Genomic DNA, 13,855 nt, shown 5'->3' with positions numbered 1-13,855 from the left:
AGGGGATAGAAAATACCGTTCAGTTTGAGTTAAAAAAATCATTAGATTAATAAAAAATTCTGTTTGCTTGATCGGTCGCAATTGAAATCGTTATCAGAGACAATGATTGTGTTAGAATACAGCACTTATTATTGAGGGCTGTATGCTAAACATCGTTTTATTTGAACCTGAAATTCCACCGAATACCGGTAATATTATTCGTCTATGCGCGAATACCGGTTGTCAATTACATCTCATTGAACCATTGGGTTTTACCTGGGACGATAAACGGTTACGGCGGGCAGGGTTAGATTATCATGAGTTTGCCAATATTAAGCGTCATCATGATTATTTTGCTTTTCTAACTAGTATTGCTTTGTCCAAAGCGCATTGTCAGACAGCATCTGCTAACCGTTTGTTTGCTTTGACAACCAAAGGAACGCCAAGTCATAGCAGTGTGGAATATCGGCTGGGAGATTATTTAATGTTTGGTCCGGAGACACGCGGTTTACCTGCATATGTTCTTGATGAGCTATCAACCAGTCAAAAGATCCGTATCCCAATGTTAGCAGATAGCCGCAGTATGAATTTGTCCAATTCCGTTGCAGTGGTGGTATTTGAAGCATGGCGCCAGTTGGATTACTCCGGTGCACTGTTGCGTGAGTAATTTTATTCACCACAGGCTGATGGCATGGTTAGATACCCTCACCAAAACCATGGATTGAGTTGCTAAAGTTTTGATCCATATCTAGTGAAGGTTTTTTGCTGTTTGGTGTTCCCACTTTGCGCGCTGGTACTCCTGCCACGGTAGTATGAGGTGGTACAGGGTGTAAAACTACTGAACCCGCGCCAATTTTAGCACCCTTGCCAATTTCTATATTGCCTAAAATTTTTGCTCCCGCCCCGATCATCACCCCTTCACGAACTTTAGGATGACTATCTCCACCTGTTTTGCCGGTTCCACCAAGGGTGACTGATTGCAATATCGAAACGTCATTTTCAACTACCGCCGTTTCTCCTATAACGATACCTATTGCGTGATCAAGCATAATACCGTAGCCAATACTAGCCGCGGGATGGGTATCAACCCCAAAAGAGACAGATATTTGGCTTTGCAGATAAGTTGCTAATGTCGTGCGATCCACTTTCCATAACCAGTAGCCGATACGATAAGCCTGTAAAGCATGAATGCCCTTTAAATATAATAACGGGATTGAATATTTGTCGACTGCCGGATCACGTTGCACGATAGCTTTTAGATCACGAGCGGCATAAGCGATCATTTGTTTATCGTTTTTATAAGCATCTTGAATGATCTCTCGAACGGCAATCGTTGGCATAATCGGGGTAGCTAACTTGTTTGCCAAGATATAACTTAACGCATTACCAAGATTATCATGTTTAAGTAATGTCGCATGAAAAAAACTGGCTAATATTGGTTCACAATTGGCTAAAATTTCACCCTCTTGCTTTATTATCGTCCAAATTTCCTCAAGTTGCTGTCGAGACATATTCACACTCTACTATTTTTAATGATCAAGAAGCACGTGTATCATTAGTTTCGTCTTTGGTTGCGCGGCTAAGTAACGTATTTGCCGCTTCGAGTACATTTTTATTACCGTACAGAACCTGATAGATTTGCTCGGTAATTGGCATTTCTACACCAACACGTTGCGCTAATGCACGGACTTCTTTGGTATTTAAGTAACCTTCAACCACCTGACCAATCTGCTTTTCAGCTTCTTTAGTCTGCATGCCTTGGCCGAGCAACATGCCAAAGCGACGATTACGCGATTGATTGTCGGTACATGTCAAAACCAAATCACCTAAGCCAGCCATTCCCATAAATGTAGAGGGTTGGGCACCCATAGCGATGCCTAAGCGGCTGATTTCAGCTAATCCTCGGGTGATCAACGCTGTGCGAGCATTGGCGCCAAATCCCATACCATCGGATATACCTGCACCAATCGCAATGACATTTTTGATCGCCCCACCTAACTGAACACCGATCATATCTGGATTTTTATAAACTCGAAAACTCTTTCCGCAATGGAAAAGTTGCTGTAGCTCTTCACTAAATTCTGTATTAGAAGCGGCTACCGCAATAGCAGTCGGTAAGCCGGCAGCCAGTTCTTTGGCAAAAGTTGGGCCGGAAAGAACAGCTAGCTGAATTTTATCTCCGAGCGTTTCGCGGGCAACGTCTTGTAACAGGCGTCCAGTCCCGTGTTCGAGCCCTTTTGTTGCCCAAATAATCCGTGAGTATTGCGTTAAGTAAGGTTGGATATTTTGCAAAACTTGATTAAATGCATGGCTTGGAACGACGATCAATATATTGTGGCTTGCGGTTATTGCCGTCTTCAGGGAAACTTCAGGTAACAAATTGTCTGGGAATGGAACGTTGGGTAAAAATGCTTGGTTGCAGCGGTCTTGTTGTAATTTTTTAATGTGCTGAGGATCATGTCCCCAAAGCAAAACGCGGTGGCCATTACAGGCAAGTGTAATGGCTAATGCGGTGCCATAAGAGCCGGCACCGATAATTGTCATCGAAACAGTATTCATTAAGCTTCCTGATGATCTGCCGAATTTTCAGTTTTGGCAGTATGCTGTTGTTGTAGATAGTTCATAAACAATGCATCAAAATTAACAGGTGCTAAGTTTAGTTGAGGAAAAGTTCCACGGCTAACTAAATTGGTAATACATTCACGCGCATAGGGAAATAAAATATTTGGGCAATAAGCGCCTAAACAATGAGCCATTTGGCTTTCTTCGATACCATCAATAGAGAAAATGCCTGCTTGTTGCACTTCACACAGGAAAGCGGTTTCTTCAGCGACGCTGGCGGTAACCGTGACCCGTAAGATAACTTCATAAACATGTTCAGCTAATTCATTAGACGAGGTGTCTAAATCTAATTTGACTTCTGGTTGCCACTCTTGCTGAAAAATATTGGGGGCACTTGGTGTTTCAAATGAGATATCTTTAGTATAAATTCGTTGGATCTGGAATACCATCTCTTCATGACTTTGTTCTGACATAATGTTAATTACCTTTTAAATTTCCTTATGATATTGAATTGTATAAACATAATTGCTGATGTGTCCGATGAATTACTTTTTGCCGCGGGCTAGAGGTAAATTTTCGCTAGACCAGCCGGTAATTCCTTCTTTTAGAATAAAGACACGTTCAAAACCATATTGCACCAGTTGTTCAGCAGGTTTAGATGCTTCCATGCCATTTGCTGAGACAACAATAATGGGTTTTTGTTTATGTTTTTCCAATTCTCCGATATTATTGTCTTTAATTTCTGATGGAGTCAGGTTAATTGAATCAATAATGTGTCCTTTACGAAAATCGTCACGGGAACGTAAATCAATACTGATCGCTTCTTCTTTATTAATCAATTGTATCGCTTGGGCACGGGTGATATTTTTTGTTTTAGCGAACAAACCCTTAAAGGTTAAGATAATTACAGCGATCAGCAAAGCGATCCAGGCCAGACTGAGTATTGGATGTCGGCTAATAAATTGCATGATTTCTTGCATCATGTGGGGTAATTACTCCCGTAGTTAGTAATAGATAGATCTAGGTTGCAAAGTATACCTTTGTCGCTGCGCAATTACAGCCAATTTGCAAAAATGACTAATTTTTTTGCAAATTAGTGTTCATACCGGCGATATTCGCCAGCGATATCAGTTAATTGATACCACTCAAAAAGTAGCTGAATGAAAGTAATACACGAGTTTCGCACCAATAAAAAAACGCTCTATTTTTAAGTTTAATTCAGCATAATATATAAATAGACAAAATCTTATAAATTAAAAGCAACTTATTGTAATTTAAAAAATTTATACATTTTAGTAACTTGCAAATTAACCATTGCTTTTAAGCCATTTCTGGAATTTTATATGCCTGTGCGAAACTCGTGTAATATTAATAATAACCTATGGTTATTTTATAATTTGTTGTATAAATGGAGAAATTAAGTTTTTTCAGTATCATCCTAAAAGAAGCAGAAATGTTTACTAATTATATTAATTGTCAATAATTTTAAGTGATATTGTTTCAGGATGCTGAACTAAGATGAACAATACCAGCCGATATGATTTAATCCTAATCCTTTTGGCTCTACTAAAGAGAGTAGTGGTTAAGTCGTTACTCTTTGTCTCGCTATTTATTATCTGGCCATTGATTACCACTGCCAATCCCATCAGTGACAATAAAGTAAAACTGAAAGATTTGTTATCAAATATTGCAGAAAAAGAGAAAAGTGTTAAACAGCAGCAAGCTGAAAGAAATCATTTAGTTGAGCAATTAAAAAATCAGGAAAAAAATATTGCTGCTGCTGGACGAGCATTACATGAAACACGTAAAAAACTTTCGCAGTTAGCAAAAGAACTGACGCAACTAAATAAAAATATTAGCCGTTTACAACAGCAAAAACAGCTCCATGAAACATTATTAGCTAAGCAGCTCGATGCCGCGTTTCGATTAGGTCAGCAAAAAGGGATTGAATTGTTATTTAAAGGTGAACAAGGACAACGAGAAGAGCGTATTTTAGCCTATTATAGCTACTTAAATGCAGCCAGAGAGCAAACGATTATTAAATTGCAGCAGACAACGACCTTACTCGCTGAGCAGAAACAACAGAAGCAGCAAACGCAATTGGCACAGAAAAAAAACTTAGCCAAACAAGATCAAGAAAAGAAAACGCTAGATTCGGCGCAGGATGCTAGAAAGAAAACTCTGTTATCTTTGGAATCGACTTTAAAAGCTGAGCAAAAAAGTTTGACGGTGATGAAACGTAACGAAACACTGTTGCGTAGTAAAATTGCCAGAGCTGAACGAGAGGCAAAAGTTAGAGCAGAAAGAGAAGCGAAAGAGGCGGCACATATACGAGCAAAACAACGGCAGGCACAGCAAAAAGGAACCACTTATCGTCCAACTGAAGATGAGCGGGCTCTGATGGCACGTACTGGCGGTTTAGGCCGTCCTGTTGGTCAGGCTCTGTGGCCGGTTCATGGCCAGATCCTTCATCACTATGGTGACAGTATTTCCGATGAATTACGCTGGAAGGGTATGGTGATCAATGCCGCTGAAGGAACAGAGGTTAAAGCCATTTCTGCCGGCCGTGTTTTACTGGCTGATTGGCTACAAGGCTATGGTTTGGTGGTGGTTATTGATCATGGTCAGGGAGATATGAGTTTATATGGTTATAACCAGAGTGCATTAGTGAATGTTGGTCAACAGGTTCGTTCGGGTCAGCCTGTTGCGTTAGTGGGTAGTAGTGGTGGACAGCAACGTTCCTCACTCTATTTTGAGATCCGTCGTCAAGGTAAAACCGTTAATCCACAGCCTTGGTTAGGGAGATAACAGTGCAAAAGCGGATTGTTTTGATAATCATGCTTCTATTGTTACTTGTAAGCGGACAAGTTAATGCTGGCAAATTAGCCATTGTGATTGATGATATTGGTTATCGTAAAACGGAAGACAATCAAATATTAGCTTTGCCGGTGGCACTTTCTATTGCCATTTTACCAGACTACCTTTATGGCAGAGAAATGGCCGAAAAAACTTATCAACAAGGGCGAGAAATTTTAATTCACATGCCGGTGAAGCGGATTAGCCATCAACCACTGGAAAAAAATACCTTAACGCCTGGGATGAGTGCCAGTGAAATAGAGCAGCATATCGTTGCTGCGGCCAAAGGTATGAATAATCATATGGGCAGACGGCTAATTTAGCGGCTATGATAAATGTTATGCGCGTACTTTCGCATTATGATCTCTATTTTCTCGATAGTGTGACGATAGCAAACACTAAGGTCAATGAAGTGGCTAAAGTTTTCACGTTGCCAACCATACGTCGCAACGTTTTTTTAGATGATATAAAAGCAGAAGTGCAAATTCGTAAACAGTTTGCCCATGCCATTTCATTTGCCCGTAAGCATGGTAGCAGTATTGTTATTGGCCACCCTCATCCTGCTACCATTGATATGTTACAACAAACATTATTTGAGTTACCTGATGATATTGAACTAGTGGCGGTTAGTACTCTACTGAACAATAAAATAAAAGATAAATTGGCGAGTCAAACGGTTAGACAAAATCCAAAGAAAGTTCCGGTGCAACCCTTGGCATTGCCGAAAGTTGTCAGCGGTTACTGCGAAATATCACCAGTCACAAAAGCATTATCGGGTATTGATTTAATGATATATTTTGTCGATGCGATGTATCATGATCCTGACTTAAAAAAACTATTTACTGAACAGAGAAAGCCACTTTTTGGCTAAATGTTTCATCATTCTAATAAAATAATAGCTGACAACAATGACACATTATTTTGTTCGCGTGAAAAAATTCGTCATAATATTTTTTTCTATGTCTTTAATAAATTAAGTGAAAATTGTGCTGACGCGTTCTGCTGTAATTTATTTTAATAGAGTAGTTAATTGACAAACATATTCACGAGTTTCGCACCAATAAAAAAACGCTCTATTTTTAAGTTTAATTCAGCATAATATATAAATAGACAAAATCTTATAAATTAAAAGCAACTTATTGTAAGTTAAACAAATTTATACGTTTTAGTAACTTGCAAATTAACCATTGCTTTTAAGCCATTTTTGGAATTTTATATGCCTGTGCGAAACTCGTGATATTGAGGAGTGCAACCGTTTTGTTGCTTCTGGTTAGTTATTCTATTTGGATAAATCAGATGAGTTACTGTAGTTATAGCTAGGCGACTTAATTTTGATTACAGCATATGTATTAAAAACAGGTCATCGATAGTGCATCCTGTTTCCATCTTTTTACGTTTAGCTTGAGACCATTTATGTTCTATAGGATTTAAATCTGGTGAATACACAGGCAAATATTCTATCTGGTGTCCTGCGTTTATAATTGCCTGTTCAATATTCTTACCTTTGTGAAAGCTAGCGTTGTCCATAAAAATAACAGAATTTTCAGGAAGTTCTGGGAGCAATATTTTTGTGATCCAAACATAAAAAACATCACGATTAATATTGCAATCAAATAATCCGATAGCAAAAAGGGTTGTTCCCAATAAAGCGCCAATAACATTTGTTCTTCCCTTAGCACCCCAGTTTTTCAGGCCAAAACAACGGTGACCTTTTGGGGAATAGCCGTGAGTTCGTGGAGTGTCATGTGAAAAACCACTTTCATCAATAAAAACAACAGATTTATCTTTTTTTTCATACTGTTGTCTTTTTTGCTGATGTGCCAGCCTGTCGCTTTCGTTGGTTTTTGGATGGAATAGAGTTTTTTTTATAGGTTAATCCCAGCTTTTTAAGGGATTGCCAAATAGTCTTTTTACAAACACCGAATCGCTCTGCCCGTTCCTTTTGGTAAGCATCTGGATACTGTTCCACATCTTTTGCTAAAGCATTTTTATCGAGCTTCCTCTTACGTGGCGTTGAATTTTTTGGCTCTGGTCGTTTAAGCCAACGTACTAAAGACGCTTTTCCAATACGGAATTGTTTCGCAGTTTCTCGAATTGTTAAACCTTCGGCTTTCCTTACAGATATTACTTTACGTCGAAAATCAATTGTATAACTCATAACACACCTTGTAATCAAAATTAAGTCGCCTAGCTATAACGTGGGATAAATGTTATTATCACCTAATATAAGCAACGATTAGATCGATTGAGTAGAGGTAAATCCAATGATCATAGTCACGGGTGGGGCTGGTTTTATTGGCAGCAATATTGTTAAAGCACTGAATGATATAGGGCGTAGCGACATTCTGGTGGTCGATAATCTTAAAAATGGCGCTAAATTTGTTAATTTAGTCGATTTAGATATTGCAGATTATATCGACAAAGAAGATTTTATTACCAGTATAATGGCTGGTGATAATATTGGTGAAGTTGATGCGGTTTTTCATGAAGGCGCTTGTTCATCAACTACTGAGTGGAATGGTCAGTATATGATGAATAACAACTATGAATATTCGAAAGAGTTACTTCATTACTGTGTTGAACGAGATATTGCGTTTTTGTATGCTTCTTCGGCTGCAACTTATGGTGGGCGCAGTGATCATTTTATTGAAGAGCGGCAATATGAAAAACCATTAAATGTATATGGTTATTCCAAGTTTTTATTTGATCAATATGTTCGTGGGCTTTTACCTCAAATTACTTCACAAGTTTGTGGCTTCCGTTATTTTAATGTTTATGGTCCGCGTGAGGGGCATAAGGGGAGTATGGCCAGCGTCGCTTTCCATTTAAATAGCCAAATCAATCAAGGGCAAAGGCCAAAACTTTTTGCCGGTAGTGAAAAATTCAAACGTGATTTTATTCATGTGAGTGATGTTGCTGCGGTTAATTTATGGTGTTGGCAAAATAAAATCTCCGGCATATTTAACTGCGGTACCGGTAAGGCTGATTCTTTTCAGGCGGTAGCTGATGCTGTAATCGCTTTTCATCAGGAAAAAAAACTGGCAGTGGAATATATTGCCTTTCCTGATAAATTGAAAGGTTGTTATCAGGCATTTACCGAAGCAGATCTCACCAAATTACGTGCTGCGGGTTACGATAAATCGTTCAAAACTGTGGCGGAAGGGGTTGCTGACTATATGCAATGGTTAAATTACAATGATTAAATGGAAATAGTATGAAGATACTGGTAGTTGGCCCTTCATGGGTGGGCGATATGATGATGTCGCAGAGTCTTTACCGTACTTTGAAGACCCTACACCCAGACGCAGAAATTGATGTTATGGCACCTGATTGGTGTCGGCCACTATTAAACAAAATGCCTGAAGTCAGGCAGGGCATATCGATGCCTTTGGGTCATGGTCGTTTAGCTATCAGTGTACGTCGTCAGCTTGGTATTCATTTACGTACTCAGCGTTATGATCAAGCCTATATTTTACCCAACTCTTTTAAATCTGCGCTGGTGCCTTTTTTTGCCCAAATACCAATACGGACAGGATGGCGCGGTGAGATGCGTTATTGGTTGCTAAATGATATTCGCCTATTAGATAAAGCCGCTTTTCCACAAATGGTTCAGCATTATGTGGCTTTAGCTTATGAAAAAGGCACTGTTAACAACGCCGATGAGATCCCCAAGCCTATTTTATGGCCGCAACTTTCGGTGACAGAAACCGAGATTGTCCAGAGTAAACGCATTTTTCATATTCCAGAACAGTTACCGATTATCGTTTTTTGTCCAGGTGCAGAATTTGGTCCAGCTAAACGCTGGCCAGCTTATCATTATGCTGAGTTGGCGCAATTATTATTTGCTGCCCATGGTTATCAAATTTTAATCTTTGGCTCGCAAAAAGATAGTCTTATCGGTGAAGATATTCGACAGTCACTTTCTGCAGATTGTCGGCAGCATTGTTTTAATCTGGCAGGTAAAACAACCCTGGAGCAGGCAGTTAATCTACTGGCATCTTGCCGAGCTGTGGTGACCAATGATTCTGGGCTAATGCATATTGCGGCAGCATTAAATCGGCCTTTGGTAGCACTTTATGGGCCAAGTAGTCCTGATTTTACGCCACCATTGTCAAATCGAGTAGAAATTATCCGTTTAATAACCGGTTATCATAAGGTGAGGAAAGGGAGCGCAGAGAGTGGTTATCATCAAAGTTTGATTGATATAAAACCCGAATGCGTGCTCACCGCATTAACTCAGTTATTGGCGGAGAGCCAATAGCCATGAAAGTGTTAATTGTTAAAACCTCATCGATGGGTGATGTGTTACATACTTTACCTGCACTGACTGATGCAGTTATGCACTATCCTGATATTCAGTTTGATTGGGTTGTTGAAGAAAATTTTGTCGAAATTCCACACTGGCATCATGCTGTTAAGCGAGTTATTCCGGTAGCTATTCGACGCTGGCGAAAAAATTGGCTGGCAAGATCTGTCAGGCAGCAAAGAGCCGTTTTTCGTGCTCAATTGCAACAACAAGAATATGATGCTGTGATCGATGCACAAGGATTATTGAAAAGTGCTTTTTTGATCACACGGTTAGCTAATGGTGTAAGTCATTGTTATGATTGGAAAAGTGCTCGCGAGCCTATAGCAAGCCTATTTTATGATTGTCGCTATAGTGTCAATAAACAGCTGCATGCGGTTGAACGTATCCGACAATTATTTGCCGATAGTTTACATTATAGTAAACCGACTATTGTCGGTGATTATGGTATTGCAGCCTATTTTTCGCCACCGGCTTTGGCAAAAGAAAACGATCCTTATATTATTTTTTTCCATGCCACCACACGTGATGAGAAACATTGGCCTGAGTCCCATTGGCGACAATTGATCACCGCTGTAGCAGCTAAAGGCTTGACAGTTAAATTACCGTGGGGAACCAATCTGGAACATCAACGTGCCCTGAGGCTGGCCGCTGGTTTTAAGCATGTTGAGGTATTGCCTAAGCTGTCATTAGACAAATTAGCTCAACAAATTGTCGCAGCTAAAGCGGTTGTCTCTGTTGATACAGGATTAAGCCATTTAACCGCTGCACTGAGCAAACCGAATATTGCCCTCTATGGCCCTACCGATCCGGGATTAATTGGCGGTTATGGTGAAACACAACAAGCAATTGTTTCAGCCGATGGTAATATGGCGACAATTAAACCGGATGAAATCTACCAACGATTAGTTTTAATAATAGAGAATAAATAGTGAAAATTTTTATCTATCTATTTGTTGACAGATAAGGCACAACCGAGCAAGGCAATTTACTCAGTTAAACTTAAGTTAGCTTTAGTAAAACTGTCAGGTTGATACAAATATAGGTAGCAATTTTGTGACAATGAAAATTTTCTTCCTATTTCATTGTAACTCTATTTTTAATGATAATTTTTTTCTGGCGCAATAAATCCCAAGCACATTGATTGCGGATCAGCGTTTGGTTCTGATTGGTAAATAATGGCTTCTTTTTTAATGGTAAATTGTGGCCAATGTTTTGACATCCGAGTAAAATTTTCTTGGCTACAATCTTTACCTTTTCGCCCTAATAATAAAGCACCATGTTTTTTAATTTTTTCTGCCGTAATATCGCGATAATAAACATTCGGTGGCTGATCTTCACTGCTATCCCAAGGCTGGATAGTGTGCGGTCTATCAGAAGCATAGATGATAAACCATTGATAAAGGTTATCTTCGCCACCAACATATTTTAATGGTTGACCATATTTTTGCCGCCAGCGCTGTTGTCCTTCTGCTGTGAGTGCTTTAATACCGATCATTTTCTGGCCAGCACCACGGATATTATAATTTAATACCAGGCAGTAACCTAAAAAGATCAGGCTGCCAATGATAATTAAACCAAAAAATGTCTTTCGTAGTGATTTCTTGGGCGAAATGGAGATAGAGCCAATAAATAATGGCGCCGCAATCATCATAAATGGTTGTAACCATTCGGTCATCCTCCCTCCATCATGAAACAAAAACCAACCGAAAATTACGGCCAAAGGAAGGAGCAAAATAAAATTAACTAATTTATTAGGTTGCTCTTTAGGCCAGCCTATTTTACCACCTAATAGATAGAGAATAATGGTAGCAATAACTAACGGATAGAAAACAGATAATGTTGAGCTGACAACATGCAGGTTAAAGCATTGTTCGATCTGTGAATCAACCCATTTAAAGGCAGAAAAATCATTTTCTAATAGCCAGAACAAATTAGGCAAGATCAATGCAAACCAAAGTGCAATTGCAATATAAAAAAGAGATTGCTGATAACTTTTGCGCACCTTAGGCACGAAAAGGGTTAATAAAAAAACCGTGCCAACCAGGGCCAATGTTGAATACTTACCCATGGTGGCCAAGCCAGATACCAGTGCAAAGGCAAGCCACCATTTAGGATGATCATAAACAGCACGCAGAAAGAAGAGCAGCACCCAGGGCCATAGAGTGACCAAAATATAGTTATCATTATAAGGGATGATATCAAAATTAATGATGCCTGATAAATTTAGTATCAATAATGCAAACCAAGCCAATTTAATTTTGTGGCTGAGGCGGTAAGCCAGTTGCCATACCCCTATCATACCAATAGCTATACCAACAAAGTGGATAAAATACCAATAAAAACTGTAGGAGAGGTTTAAGTAGATGGTGGGCCACATAACGGCACCAACAAACCAAGGGTTTTTGGGGGAGCCCCATTCACCATTCATTCCCCAGTTAACTGCTTCAACAGCATCGTAAGGTACGGTTGGATCTAAAAAATAACTTCCACAAATCCATAAAATTGCATAAATCGACACCCACAGATAGAGCAATATTTTTGAATTTGTGTTAGATAAAGGCATATTATTTTTCATCGTTAGTTATAAAATTGGTGGGTAAGGATCCCATTTATTTGAATTAAACCAGTAACACTATAATGAAGAAAAGACAAAATATGTAGTATTTGTTAAGTTATTATTGTTTAGTGAATTATCATAAGTGCTATTTTGTTATGGGTTTTAGCGATATTCAATATATTAAATAATATTCGTATTTAATGGGTTACTGGTGGCAGGTAGGGTTCCAGTAGCTTTAGTAATTTTTGCAATGCCCCTTGATTCTCATGTAAAACTTCTGCTGCTTGACGACCATGGTATAGACGATAATCTTCATCTTTAAGCAAATGGGAAACAGTAAGAGTTAAGGATTTACTATCATTAACCGTAATAAGACCATCTGCTTGTTTTAGTTTGGTACAAATATCTTTGAAATTGAAAGTATAAGGCCCCATTAAAACAGGAAGGGCATGTGCGGCTGCTTCTAAAGGATTATGCCCGCCTTTTTCGACTAAACTACCGCCGACAAAGGCCAGATCAGCAATACCATAGAGTAGCATCAGTTCACCCATGGTATCGCCAATAATAACTTGAGTATCCGTATTAGGAACTCGATTTTCACTACGGCAAATATAGCGTAGTTTAGCTTTTTGGGTTAACGCTTTTGCCTGTGCAAAGCGTTCCGGATGGCGAGGAACAAGGATCAGCAATAAGTCGGGAAATTGTTTTAATAGTTTAGTATGAGCCTGTAAAATAATTGACTCTTCTCCTTCATGGGTGCTGGTAGCAATCCAAACTGGGCGGTGCGGAGCCCATTGTCGACGTAATGTTATAGCTTTTACGGCCAATTCAGGGACGACAGAAATATCAAACTTTAGACTACCTGTAACATTCAATTTTTTTCTTGCTAAACCCAGTTTAATAAAACGTTCGCCATCTTCTTGGTTTTGTGCTGCGATTAAGGTGATTTTTTGCAATAACTTTTTGATAAAATAACCCAATTTTTGATAACGTGCCGCTGATCGTTCAGACAGACGGGCGTTAGCAATAACTAATGGGATTTTACGTTGTCTTAATTGAATAATAAGATTTGGCCAAAGTTCTGTTTCCATAATAATGGTTAATTTAGGATCTGCATAATTAAGGAAACGGCTTACAGATCCTGCCAAATCGTAGGGTAAATAGACATGTTGAACATCATCACCAAATGCAGATAAAACACGCTCCGAACCAGTTGGGGTCATGGTAGTAACGGTAATAGGTAGTGTTGGATAGTGATGGCGCAATGCTCTAACTAACGGAACCGCGGCTAAGGTTTCACCTACTGAAACAGAATGTAATAATATACCGCCGGGAATTACCTTACCATTACAAAAACCATATCGTTCACTCCAACGTTTGCGATAAGCGGGAGATTTGTGACTACGCCACAATAAACGTAACCAAATAATAGGTTGAATAAGGTAAATAAGTATTTGATATAGACGTAATAACATTCTATCACATTGACTGATTGAGATTAGCACTATAGTAGCATATTGCACATAAGAAAGTGCAATGAATATCTATTTAAATAGCGTTTTTATTCACCATTAAAGATAAAATTTTGTCCG

13 protein-coding genes and 1 pseudogene are annotated in these 13,855 nt (G+C 39.0%); 6 read left to right on the top strand and 8 right to left on the bottom strand.

The genetic code is table 11. The features are described 5' to 3' along the window. Nucleotides 1–142 precede the first annotated feature (142 nt). Nucleotides 143–646, top strand: coding sequence for a tRNA (uridine(34)/cytosine(34)/5-carboxymethylaminomethyluridine(34)-2'-O)-methyltransferase TrmL (trmL, locus tag AYJ55_RS06310; RefSeq protein WP_063654926.1), 504 nt, complete (start codon nucleotides 143–145; stop codon nucleotides 644–646). Between the two features lie 28 nt (nucleotides 647–674). Here trmL and cysE read toward each other — a convergent pair whose 3' ends face one another. The 4 genes from cysE to AYJ55_RS06290 form a co-directional block, all read right to left on the bottom strand. Next, on the bottom strand, nucleotides 675–1,490 hold the full coding sequence (cysE, locus tag AYJ55_RS06305) for a serine O-acetyltransferase (RefSeq protein ID WP_063654925.1): 816 nt from the start codon (nucleotides 1,488–1,490) through the stop codon (nucleotides 675–677). A 25-nt stretch (nucleotides 1,491–1,515) separates the two neighbouring features. Then, nucleotides 1,516–2,538, bottom strand: coding sequence for an NAD(P)H-dependent glycerol-3-phosphate dehydrogenase (gene gpsA / locus AYJ55_RS06300; protein ID WP_063654924.1), 1,023 nt, complete (start codon nucleotides 2,536–2,538; stop codon nucleotides 1,516–1,518). Next, nucleotides 2,538–3,014 carry a protein-export chaperone SecB gene (gene secB / locus AYJ55_RS06295; protein ID WP_063654923.1) on the bottom strand — a complete coding sequence of 159 codons (477 nt, stop codon included), beginning with the start codon at nucleotides 3,012–3,014 and terminating at the stop codon, nucleotides 2,538–2,540. The genes gpsA and secB overlap by 1 nt, the downstream gene beginning before the upstream one ends. A gap of 72 nt (nucleotides 3,015–3,086) precedes the next feature. Beyond that, nucleotides 3,087–3,524, bottom strand: a complete 438-nt coding sequence (locus AYJ55_RS06290) for a rhodanese-like domain-containing protein (RefSeq protein WP_032115786.1) — start codon at nucleotides 3,522–3,524, stop codon at nucleotides 3,087–3,089. Nucleotides 3,525–4,059: 535 nt separating this feature from the next. On the opposite strand from AYJ55_RS06290, the gene envC reads away from it, so the two are divergent. Then, nucleotides 4,060–5,349 (top strand): murein hydrolase activator EnvC, encoded by a 1,290-nt coding sequence (envC, locus tag AYJ55_RS06285; RefSeq protein WP_063654922.1) that lies wholly within the window; start codon nucleotides 4,060–4,062, stop codon nucleotides 5,347–5,349. Between the two features lie 29 nt (nucleotides 5,350–5,378). Continuing rightward, nucleotides 5,379–6,268: pseudogene (locus AYJ55_RS06280) on the top strand (divergent polysaccharide deacetylase family protein). Nucleotides 6,269–6,732: 464 nt separating this feature from the next. Here AYJ55_RS06280 and AYJ55_RS06275 read toward each other — a convergent pair. After that, on the bottom strand, nucleotides 6,733–7,221 hold the full coding sequence (locus AYJ55_RS06275; protein WP_063653499.1) for an IS630 family transposase: 489 nt from the start codon (nucleotides 7,219–7,221) through the stop codon (nucleotides 6,733–6,735). Continuing rightward, nucleotides 7,190–7,555, bottom strand: coding sequence for an IS630 transposase-related protein (locus AYJ55_RS06270; RefSeq protein ID WP_063653415.1), 366 nt, complete (start codon nucleotides 7,553–7,555; stop codon nucleotides 7,190–7,192). The genes AYJ55_RS06275 and AYJ55_RS06270 overlap by 32 nt, the downstream gene beginning before the upstream one ends. Before the next feature lie 106 nt (nucleotides 7,556–7,661). Here AYJ55_RS06270 and rfaD point away from each other — a divergent pair, with 106 nt between their 5' ends. From rfaD to rfaC, 3 genes are read left to right on the top strand one after another with little or no spacing between them, the layout of a single operon-like run. Then, a complete protein-coding gene (gene rfaD / locus AYJ55_RS06265; RefSeq protein WP_063654921.1) occupies nucleotides 7,662–8,600 on the top strand; it encodes an ADP-glyceromanno-heptose 6-epimerase in 939 nt (312 codons plus the stop codon). Between the two features lie 11 nt (nucleotides 8,601–8,611). Beyond that, on the top strand, nucleotides 8,612–9,658 hold the full coding sequence (rfaF, locus tag AYJ55_RS06260) for an ADP-heptose--LPS heptosyltransferase RfaF (RefSeq protein ID WP_063654920.1): 1,047 nt from the start codon (nucleotides 8,612–8,614) through the stop codon (nucleotides 9,656–9,658). A 2-nt stretch (nucleotides 9,659–9,660) separates the two neighbouring features. After that, nucleotides 9,661–10,635: a lipopolysaccharide heptosyltransferase RfaC gene (rfaC, locus tag AYJ55_RS06255; protein WP_063654919.1), complete on the top strand. Its 975-nt coding sequence runs from the start codon at nucleotides 9,661–9,663 to the stop codon at nucleotides 10,633–10,635. A gap of 167 nt (nucleotides 10,636–10,802) precedes the next feature. Here the strand turns inward: rfaC and AYJ55_RS06250 are convergent, their stop codons facing one another. Then, nucleotides 10,803–12,269: a glycosyltransferase family 39 protein gene (locus AYJ55_RS06250; protein ID WP_063655144.1), complete on the bottom strand. Its 1,467-nt coding sequence runs from the start codon at nucleotides 12,267–12,269 to the stop codon at nucleotides 10,803–10,805. A 191-nt stretch (nucleotides 12,270–12,460) separates the two neighbouring features. After that, on the bottom strand, nucleotides 12,461–13,738 hold the full coding sequence (waaA, locus tag AYJ55_RS06245; RefSeq protein WP_063654918.1) for a lipid IV(A) 3-deoxy-D-manno-octulosonic acid transferase: 1,278 nt from the start codon (nucleotides 13,736–13,738) through the stop codon (nucleotides 12,461–12,463). Nucleotides 13,739–13,855 lie beyond the last annotated feature (117 nt).

Source organism: Candidatus Arsenophonus triatominarum (genome assembly GCF_001640365.1).
Lineage (GTDB): Bacteria > Pseudomonadota > Gammaproteobacteria > Enterobacterales > Enterobacteriaceae > Arsenophonus > Arsenophonus triatominarum.
The sequence above is the reverse complement of the archived record's forward strand: the minus strand, read 5'-3'. Positions and strand labels throughout refer to the sequence as shown.